Here is a 24,010-nt window from a genome sequence, read left to right as displayed (position 1 = left end):
TGAGCGAAGCGAGTTCTGCGAGACCCCGCGAAACGCGAGCACCGCAGGGCAGCCGCGAAGCGGCCGGCACAGTGGGGGCGACCGCGCCGTGCCGCGCACCGGGCGTCTCCAAAGGGGTAACGAAGAAGCAAGTCACGCCACCACCCTCCGCAAACTGCTCACGTCATCCACAGTCCCAAGGTAAGCCTCGATGACCCGCGAATCCGCCTGCACCTCACGCGGAGACCCCGTAGCCAGCACCTCGCCCTGATTCATGGCCAGCACGCGATCCGACACCTTGGAAACCAGCGACATGTCGTGCTCGACCATCAACACCGACACCCCCAGCTCATGCTGGATGTCCTGAATCCAGAACGCCATGTCCGCCGTCTCCTCGACATTGAGTCCTGAAGAAGGCTCGTCGAGCAGCAGCAGCTTGGGCTCGGTGCACAGCGCGCGCGCCAGCTCCACCACCTTGCGCACGCCGTAGGGCAGCCCCGCCACCATCGAGTCGCGGTAGTGCTGCAGGTCGAGCAGGTCGATCACCTGCTCCGCCTTCTCGCGCGCCGCGATCTCGGCGCGGCGCGTGGCCGGCGTGAAGAACACCTCGCTCCAGAACCCCGTCTGCCGGTGCGTGTGGCGCCCGATCAGCAGGTTGTGCAGCACCGTCGCATGCTCGAACAGCTCGATGTTCTGGAAGGTGCGCGCAATGCCCAGCGCGGCAATCGCGTGCGGCGCCTGCTGCGTGAGCGCGATCGCCCCGCCCGCCTCGCCGTGCCAGGTGATCTCGCCCGTGGTCGGCGTGTAGATGCGGCTGATCAGGTTGAACACCGTCGTCTTGCCCGCGCCGTTCGGGCCGATGAGCGTGAACACCTCGCCGCGCCGCACGTCGAAGCTCACCTTGTTGACCGCCAGCACGCCGCCGAAGCGCACGCTCAGGTCTTTCGCGGAAAGAAGGACGTCGTTGCTCATCTCAGCCGGTCCGATTTGGTGAACGACTTCTGCCGCTTGAACAGGCCCTTGCGGTAGAACGGGAAGAGTTGCAGCCAGGTGCGGATCTTGAGCCAGCGCCCGTACAGCCCCAACGGCTCGAACAGCACGAAGGCGATCAGCACCAGCCCGTACACCAGCCCCTGCAGGCCGGGCGCCTGGCCGACGACCGCCGGCAGCCAGTCCTTGCCCATCGAGATCAGCTGCGGCATCGCGATGAGAAAAATCGCACCGAGGAACGCGCCATGCACCGAGCCCAGCCCGCCGATCACCACCATCAGCAGCAGGTCGATCGACTGCAGGATGTTGAACTGGTCCGGCGAGATGAAGCTCAGCTTGTGCGCATACAGCGCGCCGCCCAAGCCGGCGAGCGCGGCCGAGATCGCGAACGACATCGTCTTGTAGCGCGCCAGGTGGATGCCCATGCTCTGCGCCGAAATCTCCGAATCGCGGATCGCCACGAAGGCGCGCCCCGTCGGCGAGCGCAGCAGGTTCAGGATGCCCAGTGTGGACACCACCGCCACCACCAGGCACAGAAAGTAGAAGCCCTCGCCCGAGCCCAGCGACCAGCCGAACAGCTGCGGCGACTTCACATGCAGCCCCGCATTGCCGCCCGTCACGCTTTCCCAGCGCGCGAACACCTCCTCGACGATGAAGCCGAAGGACAGCGTCGCGATGCCCAGGTAGATGCCCTTCACGCGCAGCGCCGGCATCGCCACCACCACGCCCACCGCCGCCGACAGCGCTGCCGACGCCAGCAGCGCGAGCGGGAACGGCACGCCCATGTTCGTCAGCACGCCCTGCGTGTACGCGCCCGTTCCGAGGAAGGCCGCATGCCCGATGGAGAACTGCCCCGTGAAGCCCGCCAGCAGCATCAGCCCCAGGCCGACGATGCCGTAGATCAGCACGAAGGTCAGCTGCGCGAGCCAGTACTCGTCGATGACCCACGGCGCGACAAGCAGGAAGGCCACGAGCAGGCTGTACCAGAGCACGTGGCCGCCGTGCCGCGCGAGGCGGATGTCCTGGTCGTAGCTGGTCTTGAAGATGAAGCGCATGGTTCAGGTCCGCCGCCGGGCCGCCCCAAGGCGGACCTGGGCCCCCTCGGGGGGCAGCGAGTACACGAAGTGACGAGCGTGGGGGCGCATTGCTTTACACCTTCTTGCGCAGCTTCTCGCCGAACAGACCGTTCGGCTTGATCATGAGCATCAGCAGCACCACGATGTACGGCGCCGTGTCCTTGAAACCGTCGGGCAGGTAAAAGCCCGCGAACGACTCGACGATGCCGATCACCAGCCCGCCGACGATCGCGCCCGGCAGGCTGCCGAAGCCCCCCACCACCGCCGCCGGAAAGGCCTTCAGGCCGATGAAGCCCATGTTGGCGTGCACGAAGGTGATGGGCGCCAGCAGCATGCCGGCGATGGCTGCCACGGCGGCGGCGAGCCCCCACACCAGCCCGTTGAGCCGCTTCACCGGAATGCCCATGTAGTAGGCCGCGAGCTGGTTCTGCGACGAGGCCTGCATCGCGATGCCCAGCTTGCTGTAGCGGAACATGGCGTACAACAGACCGCACAGGATCGCGGTGGCGACGATGATCACGAACTGCTCGAGGTTCACCACCAGCTCGCCGAGCTTCCAGATCTGGTCCTTGTAGGGCACCGCCAGCGTGTGGGTGTCGGTGCCGATGCCCGGCACCATGGTGATCAGGCCGCGCGCCACGTAGGCGATGCCGATGGTCAGCATCACGATCGAGAACTGCGGCTGCCCGAGGATCGGGCGGATCACCACCAGCTCGAGCAGCACGCCGAAGGCCGCCATGGCCACCACCGCCAGCAGCGCCGCGAGCCAGAACGGCATGCCGAACAGCGACATGCCCGCGAAGGCACCGAACGCGCCCAGCATCATCAGGTCGCCCTGCGCGAAGCTCACCGTTTCGGTGGCCTTGTAGATCAGCACGAAGCCCAGTGCGATGAGCCCGTAGATGCACCCTTGTGCGATGCCCGACAGCAGGAGTTGGAGGATCTGCATGCGATGCCGTCCCGCGCGCCGTTACTGCCGGAACCCGCCGGCCGCGTCGTGCAGCGCGAGGCGGCGCGAGCCCGCCACGATGTCGCTGGGCTTGAGCCCGTAGACCTGGCGGATCGAATGGCTGAAGTGCGTGGAGTCGGGGTAGCCGGTGTCCAGCGCGATGTCGGTCAGCGTGCCGCTCTGGTGCACGTAGCGCAGCAGGCTGCGCGCACGCTTCCAGGCCCGGAAGCCGCGAAAGGCCATGCCCGTCTCCTGCTTGAATAGGTGCAAAAAGCGCGAGAACGACAGGTGCACCGAGGCCGCGCAGTCTTCCGCCGAGGCCGGCGCGGCCGGGTCGGCCACGAGCATGTCGACCACCTTGCGGATGCGCGCGTCGAGCGGGCGCGGCGTGAGCGGGCCGTCGAAGAACAGCGCGTCGAAATCGAAGCCGTCGAAGTCGATGCCGCGCGCCGAGGCCGCCAGCAGGTGGGCGTGAACCTCGCGCATGCGCTGCACGAAGGCCGGCGCATCGACCGGACCGCAGTGCTGCAAGAAGGCCGGCATGCGCGCGGGATCGACCGACTCCGATTCGATCAGCAGGTTGAAGATCAGCGGGCAGGTGCTCTCGACCTGGTGCGGCACGTGCGGCGGCACCACGATGAACTCGCCGCTTTGCCAGGCCCCGCCGCCGATGCGGATGCGGTTGGGCGGCGCACCGGCGGGCGACACGTACACGCCGTGCCCGCCCATGGCGCGCTCGGCCGCGGCGCCGAGCAGCCCGGCGTAGAAGACGCGCTGCGGCGTGAGCCACATGAGGCGTTCGCCCTGCCGTGCATCGGCGCCCGAAGGCGTCGACGTCCTGGTTCGCTGCATGGTGTCTGTCTCCTGCATCGGTCGACGACGTCCGACCGGGGGGTGGTGTCGTGTTCGCTGGATCGTAGCGGCGAGGGCCCTGAGCGCGGCATCCATTTGCGCGGGGACTTTCCCTAGGCCGACGCGAACGCGCGGCGCAGTTCCGCCGCGCACAACGCGACGGCGGTGTGGGCCTCGTCGAGCACCTTGCCCATGGTGATGAAGCCATGGATCTGGCGCTCGAAGCACACGTAGTTCGCGCGGTTGCCGGCGGCCGTGAGCGCCTCGGCGTACGCCGCGCCTTCGTCGCGCAGCGGGTCGTAGCCGGCGGTGAGCACGAGCGCCGGCGGCAGGCCCGACAGGTCGGTGTGCAGCAGCGGCGAGGCGCGCCAGTCGAGGTCGTTCTTCGCGTCGGTGATGTAGTGGTCGTGGAAGTAGGTCATCGTGTCGCGCGTGAGCAGGTAGCCCTGCCCGTTCGCCTGGTGCGACGGATGGCCGCGGCGCATGTCGGTGGCCGGGTAGATCAGGAGCTGGAACACGATCGGCAGGTCGCCCGCATCGCGCGCGGCGATCGACGCCACGGCCGCGAGGTTGCCGCCCGCGCTGTCGCCGCCCACGGCAAGGCGGCTCGCATCGAGCCCCAGCGCGGCGGCTTCGCGGCGCACCCAGCGGGTGGCGGCAAGCACGTCGTCCACGGCGGTGGGAAAGCGGTGCTCGGGGCCCATGCGGTAGTCGACCGCGACCACCGCGCAGCCCGCGCCGTTGGCCAGCTCGCGGCACAGCACGTCGTGCGTGTCGAGGTCGCCGATGACCCAGCCGCCGCCGTGGTAGTACACCAGCACGGGCAGCGGGCCCGGGCCTGCGCCGAGCGGCTTGTACAGCCGCACCGCAATGGTGCCGTGCGGCCCGTCGGCGGCGAGGTCGCGCACCTCGGCGACCTCGGCCGGCAGCGGCTGCGTGGCGGTGCGGCGCTCGCGGTAGTAGGCCCGCGCGTCGGCGGGCGACAGGGTGTGGGTCGGCGGAATGCCGCGCGCTTCGATGAAATCCAGCAAGGCGCGCGCCTGGGGATGCAGCATGGTGTCTCCGGTGAATCGAACGGAGCGCTCAGTGTGGAGGGCGGGGCGCCTGCGGGGTATCCGCATGCACCCGCACCCGACCGGCGTCCTGGCGACAAGACCCGCACCATGCCCGCACCGCTGCGGGGTCGCTTGCGAAAACTGGCTACCGGGGCCCGGCTCGCGGGTTCACCCGGAGAACTCGAACGCTCAGGCCGTGCGCGGCTTCACGCGCGAAGCGGCTTCCTTGGCCAGCTTGCGGGCCGTGTCGGTGTCGGCCGCATGCACCAGCGCCACGCCCATGCGGCGCTTGACGAAGCTCTCGGGCTTGCCGAACAGGCGGATGTCGCTGCCCGGCACCTGCAGCGCCTCGGCCACGCCGTCGAAGGCGATGCCGGTGGCGTCCACGCCGCCGTAGATCACGGCGCTGGCGCCCGGGCTCTTGAGCGAGGTGTCGACCGGCAGGCCGAGGATGGCGCGCGCATGCAGCTCGAACTCGTTCTGCCACTGCGTGGCCATGGTGACCATGCCGGTGTCGTGCGGGCGCGGGCTGACTTCGCTGAACCAGACCTCGTCGCCCTTCACGAACAGCTCGACGCCGAACAGGCCCTGGCCGCCCAGGTCGGCCGTGACGGCCTGCGCGATCTGCTGCGCCTTCTGCAATGCGGCCGGTGCCATGGGGTGCGGCTGCCAGCTTTCCACGTAGTCGCCGCTGACCTGCACGTGGCCGATGGGGTCGCAGAACTTGGTTTCGACAGCGCCCGCCGCGCCCTTGGCGCGCACGGTCAGCAGCGTGATCTCGTAGTCGAAGTCGATGAAGCCCTCGACGATCACGCGGCCATGGCTCACGCGGCCGCCGGCCATGGCGTAGTCCCAGGCCTTCTGCACGTCGGCCGGGCCGTCGATCTTGCTCTGGCCCTTGCCGGAGCTGCTCATCACGGGCTTGACGATGCAGGGATACCCGATGCCACCGTCGATGGCGGCCTGCAGCTCGGCCAGCGAGTCGCAGAACTTGTACGGGCTGGTCGGCACGCCCAGCGTCTCGGCGGCCAGGCGGCGGATGCCTTCGCGGTCCATCGTGAGGCGGGCGGCGCGGGCCGTGGGAATGACGCGCACCACGCCCGCGTCTTCCAGCTGCTGCAGCATGGGCGTGGCGATGGCCTCGATCTCGGGCACCACCAGCGTGGGCTTCTCGGCCTCGATCAGCGCCTTGAGCTGGTCGGGGTCGCTCATGGTGATGGTGCGCGCGTGGTGCGCCACCTGCTGGCCGGGGGCGTTCTCGTAGCGGTCGACGGCGATGGTCTCGACGCCCAGGCGCTGCAGGGCGATCAGCACCTCCTTGCCGAGCTCGCCGGAGCCGAGCAGCATCACGCGGGTGGCGGAAGGGGACAGGGGAGTGCCGAGGGTGGTCATGCGAGGGCTCGAAAAAATGGGGTTGAAAACAATCGCAGCACTGTAAGCCACCCCGGGCCGGTGTCGCCCACGGGAACGGCGGCCCCTCCGGGCTGATTCACAATGACCGCCATTGCGCGACGGCGGCCCCGCGCCCGCCTCGCCTCCGATTTTCTTTTTTTGTTTCAAGGAGCATTTTTCATGACGATTCAGACTGTGGGCATCATCGGCGCCGGCACCATGGGCAACGGCATCGCCCAGGCCTGCGCGGTGTCGGGTGTCAACGTGGTGATGATCGACGTGGCCCAGGCGGCCGTCGACAAGGGCATCGCCACCATCTCGGGCAGCCTCGACCGCCTCATCAAGAAGGAAAAGCTCACGGCCGAGCAGAAGGCCGCGGCGCTGGCGCTGATCAAGGGCTCGACCGACTACAACGACCTGAAGGGCGCGCAGCTGGTCATCGAGGCCGCCACCGAGAACCACGCGCTCAAGCTCAAGATCCTCAAGCAGGTGGACGAGCTGGTGGGCCCCGAGGTGATCATCGCGTCGAACACCTCGTCGATCTCGATCACGCAGCTGGCCGCCGCCACCTCGCGCGCCGACCGCTTCATCGGCATGCACTTCTTCAACCCGGTGCCGATGATGGCGCTGGTGGAGCTGATCCGCGGCTACCTCACGAGCGACGCCACGCACGACGCGGTGAAGGCGCTGGCCGAGAAGCTGGGCAAGTCGCCGATCACGGTGAAGAACGCGCCGGGCTTCGTGGTCAACCGCATCCTGGTGCCGATGATCAACGAGGCCTTCTTCGTGCTGGCCGAGGGCCTGGCGACGGCCGAGGACATCGACGCCGGCATGAAGCTGGGCTGCAACCAGCCCATCGGCCCGCTGGCGCTGGCCGACATGATCGGCCTGGACGTGTGCCTGGCCGTGATGGAGGTGTACCTGGAGCAGTTCGGCGACTCCAAGTACCGCCCCTGCCCACTGCTGAAGGAAATGGTTGCCGCCGGCCAGCTGGGTCGCAAGACCGGCCGCGGCGTCTACACGTACTGATCCGGCATTCCATAAAAACAAGGAGACAAGCAACGCCATGACCGCCACCCCCACCACCCCACCCGCCGAAGGCTGCATCGACACGCAGGTGCTCGACCATGTGCTGCTGATCGGCATCAACCGCCCCGCCAAGCGCAACGGCTGGACGCCGCCGATGTTCAAGCAGCTGGCCGAGGCCTACACGCGGCTGGACGACGACCCCAGCCTGCACGTGGGCGTGCTGCATGCCTTCGGCGACCACTTCACGGCGGGCCTGGACCTGCCGGCGGTCACCGAGTACATGAAGCGCGGCGAGAAGGCGATCCCGGCCGGGCTGGTGGAGCCGCACGACTTCGGCCTGGAGGGCTACCGCCGCCGCACCAAGCCGATGGTCGCGGCCGTGAAGGGCATCTGCTTCACGGTGGGCATCGAGCTCATGCTGGGCGCCGACATCGTGGTGGCGGCCGACAACTGCCGCTTCTCGCAGATGGAAGTGCAGCGCGGCATCATGGCCACGGGCGGCGCCACGCTGCGCATGGCCGAGCGCGCAGGGCTGGGCAACGCGATGCTGCACCTGCTCACGGCCGACGAATTCGACAGCGCCGAGGCCTATCGCCTGAACTTCGTGCAGAAGGTGGTGCCGGCCGGCCAGGAGCTCGACGCGGCGCTGCAGATCGCGCAGCGCATCGCGGCCCAGGCGCCGCTGGCCGTGCAGGCCACGCGGCTCAACGTGCTCAAGGCGATCGAACACGGGCCGCTGGCGGCCGTGGCGGAATTCATCGAGACGCAGAAACGCCTGTCGAACAGCGAGGACGCGGCCGAGGGCGTGCGCTCCTTCATCGAGCGCCGGCCTGCGCGTTTCAGCGGCCGCTGAGGCTGTTGATTTCCGTTCCGTTTCTGTCGTCCACTGGAGCCCGTTGCATGCCCTCTTCTTCTGTGTCGTCGTTTCTCTTCTTTCAACGCACGGCGCTGGCCGCCGCCTTCACCCTTCTTGCCGTGAACACCAGCCTCGCCCAGACCCCGCCGGCGCCCGCGCTGCCCGATCCCGCCGCCACCTCGGTCGAGGCGCTGGGCTGGATGCAGGGCTTTCCGCCGCCGCCCGACAAGCAGATCACCTTCGACAACCCGGTCGGCGGCGTGTACCCGCGCATCCGCTGGAGCTTCTCGCACGTGCGCGAGACGGTGCCCACGGCCAACGTGTGGCGCGGCCCCGGCGCCGCCAGCCCGCTGCCGGCGGCCACGCCGCGCATCGACATCGAGGCCGTGCGCTTCCAGCCCCTGGGCGGCGGCGAGGCGCAGACCTTCGGCCAGATGATCGCGCGCACCTACACCGACGGCATCCTGGTGCTGCACCGCGGCCAGGTGGTCTACGAGAAGTACTTCGGCGCGCTCACGCCCGAGCGGCCGCACCTGGCGATGTCGGTCACCAAGTCCTTCGTGGGCACGCTGGCGGCCATCCTCGCGCAAGAAGGCACGCTCGACCCGTCGGCGCCGGTCACCAAGTACCTGCCCGAACTCAAGGACACGGCCTACGGCGACGCCACCGTGCGCCAGGTGATGGACATGACCATCGGCGTGCGCTACTCCGAGAACTACGCCGATCCGAAGGCCGAGGTCTGGGACTATGCGCGCGCCGGCGGCATGCTCACGCAGGGCGCCAACTACACGGGCCCGAAGTCGTTCTACGAATTCCTGGCCACGCTCAAAAAGGAAGGCACGCACGGCGACGCCTTTGCCTACAAGACGGTCAACGCCGAAGTGCTGGCCTGGATCGTGCGCCGCGCGTCCAACCGCTCGCTGGCCGACCTGCTGAGCGAGAAGATCTGGCGCCGCATCGGCGCCGAGCAGGACGCGTACTTCATGGTCGACCGCATCGGCACCGAGTCGGGCGGCGGCGGCCTGAACACCGTGCTGCGCGACATCGCGCGCTTCGGCGAGACGCTGCGCAACGGCGGGCGTGCGCCCAACGGGCAGCAGGCGATCGCCAAGGCGGTGGTCGACGACATCCAGCGCGGCGCCGACCCGGCCAAGTTCGCGAAGGCGGGCTACGCGCTGCTGCCGGGCTGGAGCTACCGGAACATGTGGTGGGTCTCGCACAACCCGCACGGCGCGTACATGGCGCGCGGCATCCACGGCCAGAGCATCTACGTCGATCCGAAGGCCGAAATGGTGATCGTGCGCTACGCCGCGCACCCGATCGCCGCCAACGCGGGCAACGACCCGCTCACCCTGCCCGCCTTCCAGGCCATGGGCGAGGCGCTGATGAAGCCCGAGCCCTGATGAGGCGGTGAGAAGAAGGAAGACGGGTCAGCCGGCCGCCGCCGGGGCCCGCGCCTTCGCGATGACGAGCAGGCCGTCCATGATCAGGCTCTCGACCAGTTCGAAGTCCCCGTTCATGGCGGGCGCCATCTTCCAGCCCGCGCCGCCGGTCATGAAGCAGGCCGGTTCGGCGCCGCAGTGCGAGCGCACGTGCTGCACCATGCGCTCGACCGCACCCGCGATGGCGTAGGTGCCGCCGCTGGTCAGCGCGTCGCTGGTGTTGGTGGGAAATTCACGCACCTCGCCGGTGGGCACGTGCAGGCCCGCCGTGCCCGATTCGAGCGCGCGCAGCATGATGCCGTGGCCCGGCAGGATGAGGCCGCCCAAAAACTTGCCGCTGGCATCGATCGCCTCGACGGTGACGGCCGTGCCGATCAGCACCACCACCATCGGCCGCTCGGGCCCTTGCGACAGCATGCGGTGGCGCGCGCCGATCATGGCCACGAAGCGGTCGGCGCCCAGCCGCGTCGGATGGTCGTAGCCGTTGACGATGCCGGCCTCGCCCGCGCTCGACACCACCCAGCGCGGGGCGCAGTCGAAGCGCTCGGTGATCTGCTCTTCGGCGCGCCGCCGCAGCGTGTCGCCAGCCACGACGCAGCCCAGCATGGAACCGGGCGCCGGCAGCTCGGCCCAGGGGCCATCGGCCAGGCGTTCGATGTGGTCGAGAAACTCGGCACCATGGGCCTGCAGTGCCGCACCGGGGAAGGCCCCCTCGTAAAGCGCCCACTTGAGCCGGGTGTTGCCGATGTCGATGGCGAGGAAGGGGGAAGACATGCGCGCGATTATTGCGACTTTGTTGTTATTCCTGCTGGCGCCTCTTTGACAGTCGCGGCGCGGGCCTACGCGGAGGGTCCCGGTTCCGCCGCTACATTCGCCTTTTCCATCCACCACGGCACAAGGAGAAAACCATGGGATTGCTCAGCTTCATCAAGGAAGCCGGTGAAAAACTGTTCGGCGGTTCGTCGGCCCAGGCGGCCACGCCCGATGCGAACACGGCAGCTGCCGCGGCCATCAAGACCTACATCGAGACCCAGAACCTCGGCCTCACCGGACTGGAAGTGACCTACACCGCCAGCAGCGGCGTCGTCACCCTCGCGGGCCAGGCGCCCTCGCAGGAAGCCAGCGAGAAAGCCGCGCTCGCCGCGGGCAACGTGGCGAACGTGACGAGCGTGGACAACAACCTCGTCGCCCCGCCCGCACCGCCGGCCCAGTACCACGACGTGGTGCGCGGCGACACGCTCTCGGCCATCTCGAAGAAGTACTACGGCGACGCCAACAAGTACAACGCGATCTTCGAGGCGAACAAGCCGATGCTGTCGCACCCCGACAAGATCTATCCGGGGCAGAAGCTGCGCATTCCGGCACTCTGACCACCGCAACGGCGCCCCGCTAGGCGCCGTTGTGCCGCCAGGCCCCTGGCGACACGCCGTACTCGCGCTTGAACGCGCGGTTGAAAGCGGCTTCCGATTCGTAGCCCACGCCTTCGGCGATGCGCGCCAGGTTGCCCTGGTCCTTGCGCAGCATGCCGGCGGCCAGGACCATGCGCCAGCGCGCCAGGTAATGCATGGGCGGCGCGCCCACCAGTTCGGTGAAGCGGTCCGCCAGCACGCTGCGCGAGACGTGGATTTCCTGTGCCAGTGCATCGACCGTCCAGTTGCGCGCGGGCTCGGCGTGCATCAGCGCCAGGCAGCGGCTCACGTGGGGGTCGCGCAGGCCGGCCAGCCAGCCCGGGTTGTTGGCGGGCATGGACTCGATGTAGCCGCGCAGCACTTCGGTGAACAGCACTTCCGCCACCTTGGCGGCGACCATCTCCGAGCCGGGCGCGTGCGAAGCCGCATCCCCCAACACGAAGTGGACCGACTGCTCGATCCACGGGCCCGCAGGCCTGCTGCGCAGCGGCGTGGTGAACAGGCGCGGGATGTTCGCCATGACGGGGTTGGGCGCGTCGCCTTCGTACGCGAACCAGCTGCAGACCAGCAAGGTGCGGTCGCCCTGGCCGCCGTAGCGCACGCGCGCCAGCTCGGGCGCTCGCGGACTCACCACATGCGACATGTCCACCGCCGCATGCTGCAGGCCGCTGCCCAGCACATGCGAGTCGCCATGCGGCGCGGCGATCACGTCGCCGGCATGCGCGCGCACCGGCGCCTCGCCTTCGACCTGGGCCCAGCATTCGCCTTGCAGCACGAGGTGGCAGATGGCCAGGCGCTGTGCGCCGGGCCTGAGCACCTGCGCGATGTCCGCGCCTCTGGGTACCTTGAAGCACCAGGGTGCATACATGTCCCCGTTCAGGAACAGCGCGCCCTCCAGGCGGATGGTCCGCAGCACGTCCGACAAGACATCCATGGTCACCTCCCGGCAAGCGAGGGCGGGGTTTCGGTCAACAAGTCCGGCGAAACGGGCAATGCTGGGCGGCTGCGCGTCGGCACCATAGGCACTGGTCGCCTTCGACCGATTCTAGACAGGAGTACCGCCATGCCCAAGTTCGTCATCGAGCGAGAGATCCCCGGCGCCGGCCAGTTCACCGCGGCGGACCTGAAAGCCATCTCGCAAAAATCCTGCGGCGTGCTCAGCAGCATGGGCACCGACATCCAGTGGATCCACAGCTACGTGGCCGACGACCGGATCTACTGCGTCTACCAGGCGACCGACGAGGCCCTGGTGCGCCGGCACGCAGAGCTCGGCGGCTTCCCGGCCAACCGCGTGGACCGGGTGTACAGCGTCATCGACCCGGCCACGGCCGAGTGAGACGGGCGGCGCGCTCTAGTTCTGGCGCCAGGGCAGCCCGCGGCGGCGCCAGCCGCCTGTCAGGCCGCGGTGCCCGTTCTCGTCCGGGTTGCCCTCGAAGCCTTCGAGGATGTTGTAGGCCTGCGCGCCCAGCTCGGTCGCCCGCTTCGCCGCGGCGATCGAGCGCACGCCGCTGCGGCACAGCAGCACCAGCTTCTTGCCGCCCTCCGCGGCGGCGCGCACGCCGTCGTCGAACGCCGGGTTGATCGCCATGCCCGGCCACTGCTTCCAGGCCAGCGGCACGGCGCCGGGCACGTAGCCGACCCACTCGCGCTCGGCATCGGTGCGCACGTCCACCAGCACGGCCTCGCCGCTCGCCATCCACTGCGCCGCCTGCTCGGGCGTCACGTCGCCGGCGTAGCCTTTTTCTCCAACGGGTTCACTCATGGTTGCTTTCTCTCTCGAATCTCTAGGGTAAGCCCGGAGCCTTTGGCGGCTGCGGGCGATCGATCTGCACGCCGGATGATGGAATTTTTCACCGGTTCGTGAAAACCCTGTTTGTCACAAGGTGTGGCGCGCCAAAGATGGCGGTCGCGGCCAGTCGAAACCATAACGTGAAGACGACGGCCTGGGTGTTCCGGTCAGAGAACTATATGGAGAGACACATGACAGACAGCAAATCGCCCCGCCGTCGCAGCCTTCTCAAGGGCGCGGCGGTGGCCGCAGGCGCGATGTCCGCGCCGATGGTCAGCATGGCCCAAACCACGTCGCTGCGTTTCCAGAGCACCTGGCCGGCCAAGGACATCTTCCACGAGTACGCCAACGACTTCGCCAAGAAGGTGAACGACATGGCCGGCGGACGCCTGAAGATCGAGGTGCTGCCCTCGGGCGCCGTCGTGCCCGCCTTCCAGCTGCTCGAAGCGGTGAACAAGGGCACGCTCGATGGCGGCCACGGCGTGGTGGCCTACCACTACGGCAAGAACTCGGCGCTGGCACTGTGGGGGTCGGGCCCCGGCTTCGGCATGGACGCCAACACCGTGCTGGCCTGGCACAACTACGGCGGCGGCAAGGCGCTGCTCGACGAGATCTACAAGAGCCTGAACATGGAAGTGGTGTCGTACCTGTACGGCCCCATGCCCACGCAGCCGCTGGGCTGGTTCAAGAAGCCGGTGGCCAAGGTCGAGGACATGAAGGGCCTGAAGTTCCGCACCGTGGGCCTGGCCGTGGACATGTTCACCGAGATGGGCACCGCGGTGAACCCGCTGCCCGGCGGCGAGATCGTGCCCGCGCTGGACCGCGGCCTGATCGACGCGGCCGAGTTCAACAACGCCTCGAGCGACCGCGTGCTGGGCTTCCCCGACGTGGTGAAGAACTGCATGCTGCAGAGCTTCCACCAGTCGGGTGAACAGTTCGAGGTGCTCTTCAACAAGGGCAAGTACAGCGCCATGCCGCAGGAGCTGCGCTCCATCATCGACTACGCCGTGCAGGCCGCCAGCGCCGACATGAGCTGGAAGGCGGTGCAGCGCAACTCGCAAGACTATGCCGACATGAAGAAGGCCGGCATCAAGTTCTACAAGACGCCCGACGCCGTGCTGCGCGCGCAGCTCGCGGCCTGGGACAAGACGGTGGAAAAGAAGGCCGGCGAGAACCCGCTCTTCAAGAAGGTGCTGGAGTCGCAGCGCGTGTTCGCCGAGCGTGCACTGCAGTGGCAGAACGACTATGGCGTCGACTTCAAGATGGCCTACAACCACTACTTCGGGAAAAAGAAGAGCTGATGCTTCCCGTCGGCGCGCACGTCGTTCCTGCGCGCGCCTTCCCCCCGCACAGGGGGCAACACCGGTGGCCCGGCATCGCCGGCGCCACGGTGTTCCATGAACGGGCCTCGCCCATGCTGCTGCCGCCATGACCATCCAACGCTTCCTCCACGCCGTCGACCGGTTCAGCATGCTGGTGGGCAAGACCTTCTCGTGGCTCATCGTCGCGCTGATGCTGCTGGTGTGCGGCGAGGTGTTCAAGCGCTATGCGCTGAACGCGCCCACGGCCTGGATCTTCGATGCCAACAACATGCTGTACGGCACGCTGTTCATGATGGGCGGTGCCTACACGCTCTCGCAGGCCGGCCATGTGCGCGGCGATTTCTTCTACGGCAGCATGAAGCCGCGCACGCAGGCCGCGCTCGACCTCGTGCTGTTCGCGGTTTTCTTCCTGCCCGGCGTGGTGGCGCTCACCTGGTCGGGCTGGACCTACTTCGGTGAATCGCTCGCGATGCGCGAACAGACCTTCAACGCCGACCCGATTCCGGTGTATCCCTTCAAGTTCGTGATTCCCGTGGCCGGCGCGGTGCTGCTGGTGCAGGGCCTCGCCGAGATGGTGCGCTGCGTGCTGTGCCTGAAGACCGGCGTGTGGACGCCGCGCCTGAAGGACGCGGAAGAAATGGACGTGGTCGGCGACCAGCTCGCCAGCAGCAGCTACGTGAACGAGGCCGACAAGCGCGAGGTGATCGAGAAGGCCCACGCCATCGAACAGGCTGCGCAGCAACGCAAGAGCGACACGAGCAACGGGGGTGCCGCATGAGCGAACCCGCACTCGGCCTGCTGATGCTGGGCCTGATCGTCTTCGTGATCATGCTCGGCTTTCCCACGGCGTTCACGCTGATGGGGCTGGGCATGTTCTTCGGCTTCATCGCCTTCTACGACCCCGCCTCGCCCTGGCTCGACAACAAGGTCTTCGACCTGATGGTGCAGCGTGCCTTCGGGGCCATGACCAACGAGACGCTGCTGTCCATTCCGCTCTTCGTGCTCATGGGCTACGTGATGGAGCGCGGCGCGCTCGTCGACAAGATGTTCCACAGCGTGCAGCTCGCCTTCCGGCGCGTGCCGGGTTCGCTGGCGGTGACCACGCTCATCGTCTGCACCTTCTGGGGCATTGCGAGCGGCCTGGTGGGCGCGGTGGTGGTGCTGATGGGCGTGATCGCGATGCGCCCGATGCTCAACGCGGGCTACGACACGCGTCTGGCGGCCGGCGTGATCACGGCCGGCGGCACGCTGGGCATTCTCATTCCGCCCTCGGTGATGATCATCGTGTACGCGGCCGTGGCCGGGCAGTCGGTGGTCAAGCTGTATGCGGCGGCGATGTTCCCGGGCTTCTTCCTCGCCCTGCTGTACCTGATCTACGTGATCGGCTGGGCCGTGCTGCAACCGAAGGTGGCGCCCAAGATGCCGATCGACCAGCAGCGCGCCCCCATCACGCCGTGGGTGGCCCATCTCGCGGCCAGTTACTCCCCGCGCATGCTGCCCGCGCTCGCCGCGGCCGTGGTGGCGCCGGGGCGTGCCTTGCGCGGCGCGGTCGAGGGCGTGCGCCTGAGCTGGTGGATGCTGCTGCGAGGCCTGCTGAGCGCGCTGGTGCCGCTGGCGCTGGCCGCGGTCACGCTGGGCTCGGTGTGGTGGTACGTGACCATCTACTCGCAGAAGGACAACAACGCGGCCGCCCCGGTGGCCACGCAGCAGGCGACGCAGAAGACCGGCGAGCCCGCAGCCGCCGCGCCGGCTGCAGCCGAGCCGTCCGGCACAGGTCTGGCCGAGCCGCCGAGCACCGACGAACCCGCGAACACCACCGAAGGCAGCGGCCTGCAGGAGCCGCCCGGCGGCGTCGAGGAACCTCCGGGCAGCGAGCCGGCCGCCGCTCCTGCCGGTGAAGGCGGCCTGCAGCAGCTGGGCGACGCGGTCGAGGCGCCCAAGACCGCCGCGGTGCCCGATGCCTTCTACACCGGCTTCTGGGTGGCCTGCCTCTTCACGCTCGCGCTGCTGGGCTGGTATTACTGGCGCATGGACGCGGAGCAGTTCGAAATCCTGCGCATGCTGGTGTCGTCGGTGATGCCGCTGGCCACGCTCACGCTGGTGGTGCTGGGCGTGATTTTGTTCGGCATCACCACGGCCACCGAGTCGGCGGCGGTCGGCGCGGCCGGCGCCTTCCTGATGGCGTGGCAGGCCGGCACGCTGAACTTCAAGAAGATCAAGGAGGCGGTGTTCCTCACGCTCAAGACCACCTCGATGGTCTGCTGGCTCTTCGTGGGCTCGGCGCTGTTCTCGGCGGTGTTCGCGCTGCTGGGCGGCCAGCGCATCGTCGAGGAGTGGGTGCTGAGCATGAACCTGTCGCCGCTGCAGTTTTTGCTGCTGTCGCAAGCGATCATCTTCGTGCTGGGCTGGCCGCTGGAGTGGACCGAGATCATCGTGATCTTCGTGCCCATCTTCCTGCCGCTGCTGGCGCACTTCCAGATCGACCCGCTGCTGTTCGGCGTGCTGGTGTTCGTGAACCTGCAGGCGGCGTTCCTGTCGCCGCCGGTGGCGATGTCGGCCTTCTATCTGAAGGGGGTGTCACCGCCGCACGTGACGATCAACCAGATCTTCGCGGGGATGATGCCGTACATGCTGATCGTCATCCTGTGCATGGTGTTCATGTACATCTGGCCGGGGCTGACGCTGTGGCTGCCGCAGTACCTGTACGGCTGAACGCCCGCGCCTTTTCAGGCTGAGGCCGGGCGCCGCGCGAAGCGGCGGCGCTCGAGCAGCTCGAACAGGCCCATGCCCAGCAGCATGGCGCCCACGAAGACCAGCGCCTTGACCTCGCCCGTGCCCAGCGAGACCAGCGCAGGCCCGGGGCAGAAGCCCGCGATGCCCCAGCCGACGCCGAACAGCAGGCTGCCGCCGACCAGGCGGCGATCGATGTGTCGCAGGCTGGGCAGCGCGAGCGGCCCACCGAGCAGCGACGCCTTGCGACGGCCGGCCAGCAGGAAGCCGACGGTGCTCACCGCCACCGCGCCGGCCATCACGAAGGCGAGCGACGGGTCCCAGGCCCCGCCCACGTCAAGAAAACCCAGGATCTTGGCCGGATTGGCCATGCCGGAGACGATGAGGCCGAGCCCGAAGACAAGGCCGGCGAGCAAGGAAGCAATGGCGGTCCACATGGCAGGTCTCCCGGTTCACGACAGGTTCAACAGGTGGCGCACCACGAAGACCGTGGCGAACCCCGCGGCCATGAAAGCCAGCGTGGCGACCAGCGAACGCGGCGAGCGCCGCGCCAGCCCGCACACGCCGTGGCCGCTGGTGCAGCCCGCGCCATAGCGCGTGCCCACGCCCACCAGCAGGCCGGCCAGCGCGAGCGTGCCGTAGCCCGCGTCGATCTGCGCCGCGGGCAGCACGGCGAAGAGCCCGTAGACGAGCGGTGCACCGACCAGCCCGAGCACGAAGGCCGCGCGCCAGGCCATGTCGCCCTTCATGGGGCGCAGCAAGCCGCCCAGCACGCCGCTGACGCCGGCGATGCGGCCGTTGAGCAGCACGAACATCGCCGCGGAAAGACCGATGAGCACGCCGCCGGCCAGTGCGGCCCAGGGCGTGAAATGAGGCCAGTCGATGGTGGGCATCTTCAGTTCTCCTTCGGGCAGTAGAGGCGGTACAGCACCGCCAGGATCTCGAGCAGGGCCGGGTCGGCCACGCGGTAGTAGATGTTCTTGCCCTCGCGGCGGGTGTCCACCACGCCTTCGGTGCGCAGCACCGACAGCTGCTGCGACAGGGTGGGCTGGCGGATGCCCAGCGTGCTCTCGAGGTCGCTCACGCACATCTCACCCTGCGACAGCTGGCACAGCAGCAGCAGCCGGGCCTCGTGGGCCAGCAGCTTGAGCACGGCGACGGCCTGGCCGGCGGCGCTGCGCAGCAGTTGGGGATCGATGGCGTGGGTCGGGGTCTTCATGGGGGGATGACAGTTCGCGAAATAACATTATATGAATTCATATAATATTTGTCGCTTGACTGATTGAATGAGTGCCTGGCCTCCAGGCACCGCAGAAGGAGCGCCGATGACCCCGACCGCCATGCCCCCACGCGCCACCACCCAGGCCTTCTTCGATCCCGCGACGGGCACGGTGTCCTACGTGGTCTGGGACCATGCGACGAAGCGCGCCGCCGTCATCGACCCGGTGCTCGACTACGACTTCCGCTCCGGCCACACCGACACCGCGTCGGCCGACCGCCTGCTGGCCTACGTGCGCGCGCAGGCGCTGCAGGTCGACTGGATCCTGGAGACCCACGCGCACGCCGACCACCTCTCGGGCGCGCGCCATGTGCAGTCGCAGGCCGGCGGGCGCATCGCCATCGGCGAGCACATCCGCACGGTGCAGGCCACCTTCCGCCACCTCTACAACCTGGAGCGCGACTTCCTGCCCGACGGCAGCCAGTTCGACCACCTGTTCAAGGACGGCGAGCGCTTTCACATCGGCGAGATCGAGGCGCAGGCGCTGCGCGTGCCCGGCCACACGCCGGCCGACATGGCCTACCTCGTGGACGACGCGGTCTTCGTCGGCGACACGCTGTTCATGCCCGACCTGGGCAGCGCGCGCGCCGACTTTCCGGGCGGCGACGCGCGCGAGCTCTACCGTTCGATGCGCCGGCTGCTCGCGCTGCCGCCCGAGACCACGCTGTACGTCTGCCACGACTACCCGCCCGCCACGCGCGAGCCGCGCTGGCAGAGCACGGTGGCGCAGCAGCGTGCCCACAACATCCACGTGCGCGACGGCATCGGCGAAGACGAGTTCGTGCGCATGCGCACCGCGCGCGACGCCACGCTCGAAGTGCCGACGCTGATCCTGCCGTCGATGCAGGTCAACGTGCGCGGCGGCCGCCTGCCGCCGCCCGACGACAACGGCGTGGCCTACCTGCGCATTCCGCTGAACACGCTGCCGGGCCACCGCCCGCGCACCACGGCGGCCTGAGGCCTGCGTGAACTAGCGCCGCCGCTCCACATACGGCCGCGCCTGCAGCAGCACGATCTTGTCGCCCACGGTCGCCCACTCGATGTCCTGGTCGACCGCGTTGAAGGTGCGCTTCACCGCCGCGCCCACGTTGGCGAGCCGCACCACCAGTTCGTCGGTCAGCACGTGGCGGCCGACTTCCACGGGCACTTCCTTCACGCCGCCGTCCTTGTCCAGCTGCAGTGCCGTCTCTTCGGCCGAGCGGCTGAGCACCTGGATGGCCTTGGACCAGCTCGAGTACATCACCTGCTCCGCCACGCGCTTGCCCTCGACCACGCGGATGCCGATGCCGCGCTTGGCCGAGATGTACGTCACATGCGGATGCCCCGCGTCGAAGGGGTCGCGCGTGATCATCACGCCGGCGTTGGTCGAGTCGATGGCGGTCTGCACGAACACGCCCATCAGCACCGACTCGGCGCCGAAGCCCGCGGCGCTGCGCGCCTCCCAGGCCTCGGGGTTGAACACCGAGGCCCACACCTTCTTCACCGCGAGCTCGAGCGCGTCGCCCGTCTTCACGTTGGGCACCGTCGTGTAGAGCCCCGCGCCGCTGAAGCCCGGCAGGTCTTCCGAGTTGGACGAGCTGCGCACGAACACGCCGCCCCCGCCCAGCTGCGCCTGCCACGCCGCGCGCCAGGCCGCCGCGGTGGCGGGCTCGACGGGCCATTGCACGATCTCGTCGCGCAGCTGCGCCAGCGCCTTCTGCCGCACCTGCGGGTCGCCGGCGAAGCCGGGCTGCTGCTGCATGCGCGCGATGCGCTCGGCCAGCCCGTTCGACCGCATGAAGCGGTCGTAGTGCGCGAACGGAATGCAGAAGCCGTCGGGCACGGTCGTCGAGGGAATGCGCGCGGCCAGCACCGCGCCGAGGTTGGCCGCCTTCGAGCCGCATTGCACGCTGTGGCGCGCACGCAGCGAGGCCAGCGGCAGCAGGCGCGTCTCGCGCAGGTCCGGCTTCGCGGCCTTGCTGCCGGGCAGCGCGCCGGTGGCGGCGACACGCACGGCGCGCGGCGGCAAGGCGGCGATCTCTTCCGGCGTGAGGCGACGCAGCTGGTAGCCCGAGGCCGCCACCTTCAGCGCCACCCACTGGCCCGCATGCGCCTTCAGCACCGTGGCGGCATCGCGCACGTAGGCGTTCGGAATGCCCCAGCCCTTGGCCAGCAGGTTGACGTGCGACAGCGCCGTGGACGGCCGCTCGGTGAGCACGCCGGCCACCGGCGGCAAGTTGATCGGCACCTCGCGCAGCACGGCGATGTCGTCGGGCAGCAGCGCGTTCAGGCCCGAGGCGTCGTTCACGATGCGCACGCGGCCGGTGGCGGTGCCCAGGTTCATCGGCAGGTAGGGCTGCTCGCGGATCAGCGCCTCCTGGCTCACGAAGTCGATGCCGGCTTCCTTCGCGATGCGCTCGTGCAGTGTGGAGTTGGTCTTGAACTTCACCGGCGCGAAGAAGCTGGCCTTCACCTGCGCTTCGGCCTCGCGCAGCAATGGCACCGTGAGCCGGTCGCCTTCCCAGAACTCGTAGGTGAAGGTGCCGATGTTCTGCTGCCAGCTCAGCGTGCCGAACAGGAAGCGGCGGTCCGGCACGAGGTAGTTGCGGTCGATCTCGCGCTTGACCGTGTTCGGCGTGAGCCGCGTGTCGCGCAAAAAGCGCACATGCAGCTGGAAGCGCGGCGTGTCGATGTAGTGCATGCGCGCCGGCTTCGCCTGCCGGTCGATCGCGAACAGCACATGGGCCAGCTGCATCGGCGTGCCGGCGTCGTAGACGCGCGCCAGCGTGTCGAAATCGCCTTGGCTGCGCAGTGCCGGCAGCGAGGCGGGCACGGCGGGGCGCGGCACGAGTTGTGCGGCGGGCCCTTCGGGCTGTGGCTGGTTCTGTTGCTGGTAGTACGACGGCTTGCGCGCGAGCTGCGCGCCGGCCGGCGCGACGGCCATCGCGCACAGCGCCAGGACCGGCAGCCACGCCAGTGCCGCGCCGTCCTTTTTCTTCTGCCTGTTGGAATCGTTCTTCATGGGGCCCCTCCCTCGTTGCCGACAAGCGCGAATTCTCGCTGGCGGCCCACCCCTTTTTCCGTGCGTCGGCCGCGCTACGCCGCCTGCGTCGACTGGCCACATTGCGCGCAGAACTTCGCGCCGGGCGCCAACGCCGTGCCGCACTGCCGGCAGGCCGCGGGCAGCATCGATGTGCCGCATTGCTGGCAGAAACGCGCACCGGCGGCGTTCACCGCGCGGCAGGCCGGGCAGGCACTGCCGCTGGGTGGCGGCGGCGGTGCGTCGCGGCCATACCCATGGCCGCCTTGCGAACCGTGGTGCCCGCCGCCACCGCCGTGGCGCGCGCCGCCATGTCCACCGAAGAGTCGTTCCAGCATGCCCATGTGTTTCTCCCTTGCGTCGTGCAACAGGCCGGTGGCAACGTCGCCGGTGGCGATGAATTCCCGCGGGCCTGACTGCAGTGGATTCCCTGAAGCAGCTTCAGGGTCAAGCGCCCCCGGCAAAGACCCTCGCAGGCCGCGGTACTTCACGGCCATGCCCGCGCGCGAAGCGCCGCCATCGCCCCGCCGCTACAGTCGACCGCAAGGAGCGTCTTTCACATGCAACCATTCGATTTCGACCTCTTCGTCATTGGCGGCGGCAGCGGTGGCGTGCGCGCCGCGCGCATGGCGGCGCAGACCGGCGCACGCGTCGCGCTGGCCGAGGCCGCCGAGCTCGGCGGCACCTGCGTCAACGTGGGCTGCATCCCGAAGAAGCTCTACAGCTATGCGGCCGGCTATGCCGAGTCGTTCGAGGAAGCCGAAGGCTACGGCTGGAAGCTCCCGTCGGCGCCGCAGTTCGACTGGGCCCACCTCAAGGCCCAGCGCGCCAAGGAGATCAGCCGGCTCAACGGCATCTACGGCTCGCTGCTGAAGAACTCGGGCGTCACGCTCGTCACCGGCTGGGCCCAGCTGGTCGATGCACAAACGGTGGAAGTCGAAGGCAAGCGCCACACCGCGCGCCACCTGCTGGTGGCCACCGGCGGCACGCCCTTCGTGCCCGAGATTCCGGGCCGCGAACACATCGTGACCTCCGACGCGATGTTCGACCTCGACCCGTTCCCCAAGCGCCTGCTGGTGGTGGGCGGCGGCTACATCGCCTGCGAGTTCGCCTCGATCTTCAACGGCCTGGGCTCCAAGGTGACGCAGCTGCACCGCCGCGCCCACCTGCTCACCGGCTTCGACGACGACGTGCGCCAGTTTCTGGCCAACGAGATGGGCAAGGCCGGCGTCGACGTGCGCCTGAACTGCGAGGCCTCGTCGATCGCGCGCGGCCCCGACGGCCTCGTGGTCACGCTCGCGCGCGGCCAGCAGATCGAGGCCGACACCGTGCTCTTCGCCACCGGCCGCGTGCCCAACACGCAGGGCCTCGGCCTCGAGGCCGCGGGCGTGAAGCTCGACGACAAGGGCGCCATCGCGGTCGATGCGCACTACCGCACCTCGGTGCCGTCGATCTACGCGGTGGGCGACGTGTCGACCCGCGTGCAGCTCACGCCCGTGGCGCTGGCCGAGGCGATGGTGGTGGTCGATGCACTGTTCGGTAAAGGCAAGCGCGGCATGGACTACGAGTTCATTCCCACCGCCGTGTTCACCCACCCCAACATCGGCACCTGCGGCTACAGCGAGATCGACGCCCGCGCGAAGTTCGGCGAGGTCACCGTGTTCTCCAGCGAGTTCAAGTCGCTGCGCCACACCCTCTCGGGCCGCAGCGAGCGCACCTTCATGAAGCTCGTGGTCGACAAGAAGAGCGACCGCGTCGTCGGCCTGCACATGGTGGGCGCGGACGCGGGCGAGGTGGTGCAGGGCTTCGCGGTGGCGATGCGCGCGGGCGCGACGAAGGCGCTGTTCGACAGCACCATCGGCATCCATCCGACCGCCGCTGAAGAGTTCGTGACGATGCGCGAACCCATGCCCGGCTAGGCGCCGGCCTGGGGCTGCTTGCCTTCGAGCAGCTTCACCATCACGAACAGCACCCGGTTCGCCGGCGTCGGCACGCCCAGCGCCTCGCCGCGCCGCACGACCAGCCCGTTGAGGTGGTCGATCTCGCTGCGCTTGCCGCGTGCGAGGTCTTGCGCGGTCGACGAGTACTGCGAGGGCATCGACTGCGCGATGCCGCGCACCGCCGCGTCGACGTCGCCTGGAATCACCACGCCCTCGGCCTTCGCCACCGCGAGGCATTCAGCGACCACGTCGCGGATCACGTCGGTCACGCCCGTGCCCTGCACGAGCTCGCCGTAGGGCAGCTGCGACACGGCCGACAGCGCGTTGTAAGCGCAGTTGAGCACCAGCTTGGCCCACAGCGCGCCGCGCACGTTGTCGGAAATCTGCGTGGGCACGCCGGCGGCGATCAGCGCCTGCGCGACCTCGTCGCTGCGGCGCGAGGGCGCGATCACCAGCTCGCCGCGGCCGTGGTGCTTCACATGGCCCGGCCCCGCCATCTCGGTCGCCACGTAGACCACGGCGGCGGCCACGTCGTGCGACGGCAGCGCCGCGCGCACGCGCGCGTCGTTGTCGACACCGTTCTGCAGCGTGAGCAACAGCGCGCCGGGCGCGAGGTGCGGCTGGATCTGCGCGGCGGCCGATTCGGTGTCGGTGGACTTCACGCAGAACAGCACCAGGTCGGCGCCCTGCACGGCGCCCGCTTCGGTGCTGGCCTCGAGGCGCACCTGTTCATCGAAGGCCTTGGTCTCCAGCCGCAGCCCGTTCGCGCGCACCGCCTCCACATGCGAAGGCCGGCCGATCAGCACGACTTCGTGGCCCGCGCGCGCCAGCATGGCGCCGTAGTAACAGCCGACCGCGCCGGCACCCATGACTGCGACTTTCATCGATTCGATTCCTTGGTT

25 protein-coding genes are annotated in these 24,010 nt (G+C 68.8%); 10 read left to right on the top strand and 15 right to left on the bottom strand.

The features are described from left to right. Nucleotides 1-132: 132 nt before the first annotated feature. The 6 genes from AC1RAA_RS21825 to purT all read right to left on the bottom strand — a co-directional run bounded on the left by AC1RAA_RS21825 (nucleotide 133) and on the right by purT (nucleotide 6,293). On the bottom strand, nucleotides 133-951 hold the full coding sequence (locus AC1RAA_RS21825) for an ABC transporter ATP-binding protein (protein WP_095747054.1): 819 nt from the start codon (nucleotides 949-951) through the stop codon (nucleotides 133-135). Next, complete coding sequence (locus AC1RAA_RS21820) at nucleotides 948-2,024, bottom strand: branched-chain amino acid ABC transporter permease (RefSeq protein ID WP_062478791.1); 1,077 nt, start codon at nucleotides 2,022-2,024, stop codon at nucleotides 948-950. The genes AC1RAA_RS21825 and AC1RAA_RS21820 overlap by 4 nt, the downstream gene beginning before the upstream one ends. A gap of 94 nt (nucleotides 2,025-2,118) precedes the next feature. Beyond that, nucleotides 2,119-2,994, bottom strand: coding sequence for a branched-chain amino acid ABC transporter permease (locus AC1RAA_RS21815; protein ID WP_070061875.1), 876 nt, complete (start codon nucleotides 2,992-2,994; stop codon nucleotides 2,119-2,121). A gap of 21 nt (nucleotides 2,995-3,015) precedes the next feature. Further along, the gene (locus AC1RAA_RS21810) at nucleotides 3,016-3,846 is read right to left on the bottom strand and encodes a helix-turn-helix domain-containing protein (RefSeq protein ID WP_492730578.1); all 831 of its coding nucleotides are present in this window, start codon (nucleotides 3,844-3,846) and stop codon (nucleotides 3,016-3,018) included. A 113-nt stretch (nucleotides 3,847-3,959) separates the two neighbouring features. Next, the gene (lipP1, locus tag AC1RAA_RS21805; RefSeq protein WP_492730576.1) at nucleotides 3,960-4,901 is read right to left on the bottom strand and encodes a LipP1 family hormone-sensitive lipase; all 942 of its coding nucleotides are present in this window, start codon (nucleotides 4,899-4,901) and stop codon (nucleotides 3,960-3,962) included. 189 nt (nucleotides 4,902-5,090) lie between these two features. Beyond that, complete coding sequence (gene purT, locus AC1RAA_RS21800; protein WP_492730574.1) at nucleotides 5,091-6,293, bottom strand: formate-dependent phosphoribosylglycinamide formyltransferase; 1,203 nt, start codon at nucleotides 6,291-6,293, stop codon at nucleotides 5,091-5,093. A 180-nt stretch (nucleotides 6,294-6,473) separates the two neighbouring features. On the opposite strand from purT, the gene AC1RAA_RS21795 reads away from it, so the two are divergent. The 3 genes from AC1RAA_RS21795 to AC1RAA_RS21785 are packed head-to-tail and all read left to right on the top strand — an operon-like array spanning nucleotide 6,474 to nucleotide 9,581. Continuing rightward, complete coding sequence (locus AC1RAA_RS21795) at nucleotides 6,474-7,322, top strand: 3-hydroxybutyryl-CoA dehydrogenase (protein WP_062478806.1); 849 nt, start codon at nucleotides 6,474-6,476, stop codon at nucleotides 7,320-7,322. Nucleotides 7,323-7,359: 37 nt separating this feature from the next. Further along, nucleotides 7,360-8,175: a crotonase/enoyl-CoA hydratase family protein gene (locus tag AC1RAA_RS21790; RefSeq protein WP_101491348.1), complete on the top strand. Its 816-nt coding sequence runs from the start codon at nucleotides 7,360-7,362 to the stop codon at nucleotides 8,173-8,175. A 47-nt stretch (nucleotides 8,176-8,222) separates the two neighbouring features. Continuing rightward, nucleotides 8,223-9,581 (top strand): serine hydrolase domain-containing protein, encoded by a 1,359-nt coding sequence (locus AC1RAA_RS21785; RefSeq protein WP_492730572.1) that lies wholly within the window; start codon nucleotides 8,223-8,225, stop codon nucleotides 9,579-9,581. A gap of 27 nt (nucleotides 9,582-9,608) precedes the next feature. Here AC1RAA_RS21785 and AC1RAA_RS21780 read toward each other — a convergent pair whose 3' ends face one another. Beyond that, nucleotides 9,609-10,394 (bottom strand): type III pantothenate kinase, encoded by a 786-nt coding sequence (locus AC1RAA_RS21780; RefSeq protein WP_062478816.1) that lies wholly within the window; start codon nucleotides 10,392-10,394, stop codon nucleotides 9,609-9,611. Between the two features lie 134 nt (nucleotides 10,395-10,528). Here AC1RAA_RS21780 and lysM point away from each other — a divergent pair, with 134 nt between their 5' ends. Next, nucleotides 10,529-10,990 carry a peptidoglycan-binding protein LysM gene (gene lysM / locus AC1RAA_RS21775; RefSeq protein WP_095747059.1) on the top strand — a complete coding sequence of 154 codons (462 nt, stop codon included), beginning with the start codon at nucleotides 10,529-10,531 and terminating at the stop codon, nucleotides 10,988-10,990. 19 nt (nucleotides 10,991-11,009) lie between these two features. Here lysM and AC1RAA_RS21770 read toward each other — a convergent pair whose 3' ends face one another. After that, nucleotides 11,010-11,963: an AraC family transcriptional regulator gene (locus tag AC1RAA_RS21770; protein ID WP_492730570.1), complete on the bottom strand. Its 954-nt coding sequence runs from the start codon at nucleotides 11,961-11,963 to the stop codon at nucleotides 11,010-11,012. Nucleotides 11,964-12,092: 129 nt separating this feature from the next. On the opposite strand from AC1RAA_RS21770, the gene AC1RAA_RS21765 reads away from it, so the two are divergent. After that, nucleotides 12,093-12,365 carry a DUF4242 domain-containing protein gene (locus AC1RAA_RS21765; RefSeq protein WP_095950262.1) on the top strand — a complete coding sequence of 91 codons (273 nt, stop codon included), beginning with the start codon at nucleotides 12,093-12,095 and terminating at the stop codon, nucleotides 12,363-12,365. A 15-nt stretch (nucleotides 12,366-12,380) separates the two neighbouring features. On the opposite strand, the gene AC1RAA_RS21760 is transcribed toward AC1RAA_RS21765, so the two are convergent. Then, nucleotides 12,381-12,791 (bottom strand): rhodanese-like domain-containing protein, encoded by a 411-nt coding sequence (locus AC1RAA_RS21760; RefSeq protein WP_062478826.1) that lies wholly within the window; start codon nucleotides 12,789-12,791, stop codon nucleotides 12,381-12,383. Nucleotides 12,792-13,009: 218 nt separating this feature from the next. Here AC1RAA_RS21760 and AC1RAA_RS21755 point away from each other — a divergent pair, with 218 nt between their 5' ends. The 3 genes from AC1RAA_RS21755 to AC1RAA_RS21745 all read left to right on the top strand — a co-directional run bounded on the left by AC1RAA_RS21755 (nucleotide 13,010) and on the right by AC1RAA_RS21745 (nucleotide 16,852). Then, on the top strand, nucleotides 13,010-14,119 hold the full coding sequence (locus tag AC1RAA_RS21755) for a TRAP transporter substrate-binding protein (protein ID WP_062478828.1): 1,110 nt from the start codon (nucleotides 13,010-13,012) through the stop codon (nucleotides 14,117-14,119). 127 nt (nucleotides 14,120-14,246) lie between these two features. Then, nucleotides 14,247-14,918, top strand: coding sequence for a TRAP transporter small permease subunit (locus tag AC1RAA_RS21750; protein ID WP_487847430.1), 672 nt, complete (start codon nucleotides 14,247-14,249; stop codon nucleotides 14,916-14,918). Continuing rightward, on the top strand, nucleotides 14,915-16,852 hold the full coding sequence (locus tag AC1RAA_RS21745; protein WP_095950263.1) for a TRAP transporter large permease subunit: 1,938 nt from the start codon (nucleotides 14,915-14,917) through the stop codon (nucleotides 16,850-16,852). Before AC1RAA_RS21750 ends, AC1RAA_RS21745 begins: the two co-directional genes overlap by 4 nt. A gap of 14 nt (nucleotides 16,853-16,866) precedes the next feature. Here AC1RAA_RS21745 and AC1RAA_RS21740 read toward each other — a convergent pair whose 3' ends face one another. The 3 genes from AC1RAA_RS21740 to AC1RAA_RS21730 are packed head-to-tail and all read right to left on the bottom strand — an operon-like array spanning nucleotide 16,867 to nucleotide 18,089. Then, nucleotides 16,867-17,307 carry a YeeE/YedE family protein gene (locus tag AC1RAA_RS21740; RefSeq protein WP_070061866.1) on the bottom strand — a complete coding sequence of 147 codons (441 nt, stop codon included), beginning with the start codon at nucleotides 17,305-17,307 and terminating at the stop codon, nucleotides 16,867-16,869. A 15-nt stretch (nucleotides 17,308-17,322) separates the two neighbouring features. Next, nucleotides 17,323-17,763: a YeeE/YedE family protein gene (locus AC1RAA_RS21735; RefSeq protein WP_062478838.1), complete on the bottom strand. Its 441-nt coding sequence runs from the start codon at nucleotides 17,761-17,763 to the stop codon at nucleotides 17,323-17,325. 2 nt (nucleotides 17,764-17,765) lie between these two features. Further along, complete coding sequence (locus tag AC1RAA_RS21730; protein ID WP_062478840.1) at nucleotides 17,766-18,089, bottom strand: ArsR/SmtB family transcription factor; 324 nt, start codon at nucleotides 18,087-18,089, stop codon at nucleotides 17,766-17,768. Nucleotides 18,090-18,195: 106 nt separating this feature from the next. Here AC1RAA_RS21730 and AC1RAA_RS21725 point away from each other — a divergent pair, with 106 nt between their 5' ends. After that, on the top strand, nucleotides 18,196-19,107 hold the full coding sequence (locus AC1RAA_RS21725) for an MBL fold metallo-hydrolase (protein ID WP_492730567.1): 912 nt from the start codon (nucleotides 18,196-18,198) through the stop codon (nucleotides 19,105-19,107). 12 nt (nucleotides 19,108-19,119) lie between these two features. On the opposite strand, the gene AC1RAA_RS21720 is transcribed toward AC1RAA_RS21725, so the two are convergent. After that, a complete protein-coding gene (locus AC1RAA_RS21720) occupies nucleotides 19,120-21,150 on the bottom strand; it encodes a PEP/pyruvate-binding domain-containing protein (protein WP_492730566.1) in 2,031 nt (676 codons plus the stop codon). A 74-nt stretch (nucleotides 21,151-21,224) separates the two neighbouring features. Continuing rightward, nucleotides 21,225-21,506 carry a double zinc ribbon domain-containing protein gene (locus tag AC1RAA_RS21715; protein ID WP_492730564.1) on the bottom strand — a complete coding sequence of 94 codons (282 nt, stop codon included), beginning with the start codon at nucleotides 21,504-21,506 and terminating at the stop codon, nucleotides 21,225-21,227. Nucleotides 21,507-21,728: 222 nt separating this feature from the next. Here AC1RAA_RS21715 and gorA point away from each other — a divergent pair, with 222 nt between their 5' ends. Then, nucleotides 21,729-23,087, top strand: coding sequence for a glutathione-disulfide reductase (gorA, locus tag AC1RAA_RS21710; protein WP_492730562.1), 1,359 nt, complete (start codon nucleotides 21,729-21,731; stop codon nucleotides 23,085-23,087). Here the strand turns inward: gorA and AC1RAA_RS21705 are convergent. Then, nucleotides 23,084-23,992: a ketopantoate reductase family protein gene (locus tag AC1RAA_RS21705; RefSeq protein WP_492730561.1), complete on the bottom strand. Its 909-nt coding sequence runs from the start codon at nucleotides 23,990-23,992 to the stop codon at nucleotides 23,084-23,086. The two genes, gorA and AC1RAA_RS21705, sit on opposite strands and share 4 nt — an antisense overlap. Nucleotides 23,993-24,010: the final 18 nt, after the last annotated feature.

It is taken from the genome of Variovorax sp. GW823-FHT04F07 (assembly GCF_058795995.1).
This window is presented reverse-complemented; position numbering and strand designations above follow the sequence as displayed.

Bases quoted from the DNA above. Each gene is read 5' to 3' on its own strand.
- AC1RAA_RS21750 (WP_487847430.1), top strand. From the start codon at position 14,247: ATGACCATCCAACGCTTCCTCCACGCCGTCGACCGGTTCAGCATGCTG.
- AC1RAA_RS21755 (WP_062478828.1), top strand. From the start codon at position 13,010: ATGACAGACAGCAAATCGCCCCGCCGTCGCAGCCTTCTCAAGGGCGCG.
- AC1RAA_RS21785 (WP_492730572.1), top strand. From the start codon at position 8,223: ATGCCCTCTTCTTCTGTGTCGTCGTTTCTCTTCTTTCAACGCACGGCG.
- AC1RAA_RS21815 (WP_070061875.1), bottom strand. From the start codon at position 2,994: ATGCAGATCCTCCAACTCCTGCTGTCGGGCATCGCACAAGGGTGCATC.
- AC1RAA_RS21705 (WP_492730561.1), bottom strand. From the start codon at position 23,992: ATGAAAGTCGCAGTCATGGGTGCCGGCGCGGTCGGCTGTTACTACGGC.
- AC1RAA_RS21745 (WP_095950263.1), top strand. From the start codon at position 14,915: ATGAGCGAACCCGCACTCGGCCTGCTGATGCTGGGCCTGATCGTCTTC.
- AC1RAA_RS21720 (WP_492730566.1), bottom strand. From the start codon at position 21,150: ATGAAGAACGATTCCAACAGGCAGAAGAAAAAGGACGGCGCGGCACTG.
- AC1RAA_RS21735 (WP_062478838.1), bottom strand. From the start codon at position 17,763: ATGCCCACCATCGACTGGCCTCATTTCACGCCCTGGGCCGCACTGGCC.
- AC1RAA_RS21810 (WP_492730578.1), bottom strand. From the start codon at position 3,846: ATGCAGCGAACCAGGACGTCGACGCCTTCGGGCGCCGATGCACGGCAG.
- AC1RAA_RS21760 (WP_062478826.1), bottom strand. From the start codon at position 12,791: ATGAGTGAACCCGTTGGAGAAAAAGGCTACGCCGGCGACGTGACGCCC.
- AC1RAA_RS21820 (WP_062478791.1), bottom strand. From the start codon at position 2,024: ATGCGCTTCATCTTCAAGACCAGCTACGACCAGGACATCCGCCTCGCG.
- AC1RAA_RS21780 (WP_062478816.1), bottom strand. From the start codon at position 10,394: ATGTCTTCCCCCTTCCTCGCCATCGACATCGGCAACACCCGGCTCAAG.
- AC1RAA_RS21740 (WP_070061866.1), bottom strand. From the start codon at position 17,307: ATGTGGACCGCCATTGCTTCCTTGCTCGCCGGCCTTGTCTTCGGGCTC.
- purT (WP_492730574.1), bottom strand. From the start codon at position 6,293: ATGACCACCCTCGGCACTCCCCTGTCCCCTTCCGCCACCCGCGTGATG.
- AC1RAA_RS21715 (WP_492730564.1), bottom strand. From the start codon at position 21,506: ATGCTGGAACGACTCTTCGGTGGACATGGCGGCGCGCGCCACGGCGGT.
- AC1RAA_RS21730 (WP_062478840.1), bottom strand. From the start codon at position 18,089: ATGAAGACCCCGACCCACGCCATCGATCCCCAACTGCTGCGCAGCGCC.
- AC1RAA_RS21725 (WP_492730567.1), top strand. From the start codon at position 18,196: ATGACCCCGACCGCCATGCCCCCACGCGCCACCACCCAGGCCTTCTTC.
- AC1RAA_RS21795 (WP_062478806.1), top strand. From the start codon at position 6,474: ATGACGATTCAGACTGTGGGCATCATCGGCGCCGGCACCATGGGCAAC.
- AC1RAA_RS21765 (WP_095950262.1), top strand. From the start codon at position 12,093: ATGCCCAAGTTCGTCATCGAGCGAGAGATCCCCGGCGCCGGCCAGTTC.
- AC1RAA_RS21790 (WP_101491348.1), top strand. From the start codon at position 7,360: ATGACCGCCACCCCCACCACCCCACCCGCCGAAGGCTGCATCGACACG.
- AC1RAA_RS21770 (WP_492730570.1), bottom strand. From the start codon at position 11,963: ATGGATGTCTTGTCGGACGTGCTGCGGACCATCCGCCTGGAGGGCGCG.
- gorA (WP_492730562.1), top strand. From the start codon at position 21,729: ATGCAACCATTCGATTTCGACCTCTTCGTCATTGGCGGCGGCAGCGGT.
- AC1RAA_RS21825 (WP_095747054.1), bottom strand. From the start codon at position 951: ATGAGCAACGACGTCCTTCTTTCCGCGAAAGACCTGAGCGTGCGCTTC.
- lysM (WP_095747059.1), top strand. From the start codon at position 10,529: ATGGGATTGCTCAGCTTCATCAAGGAAGCCGGTGAAAAACTGTTCGGC.
- lipP1 (WP_492730576.1), bottom strand. From the start codon at position 4,901: ATGCTGCATCCCCAGGCGCGCGCCTTGCTGGATTTCATCGAAGCGCGC.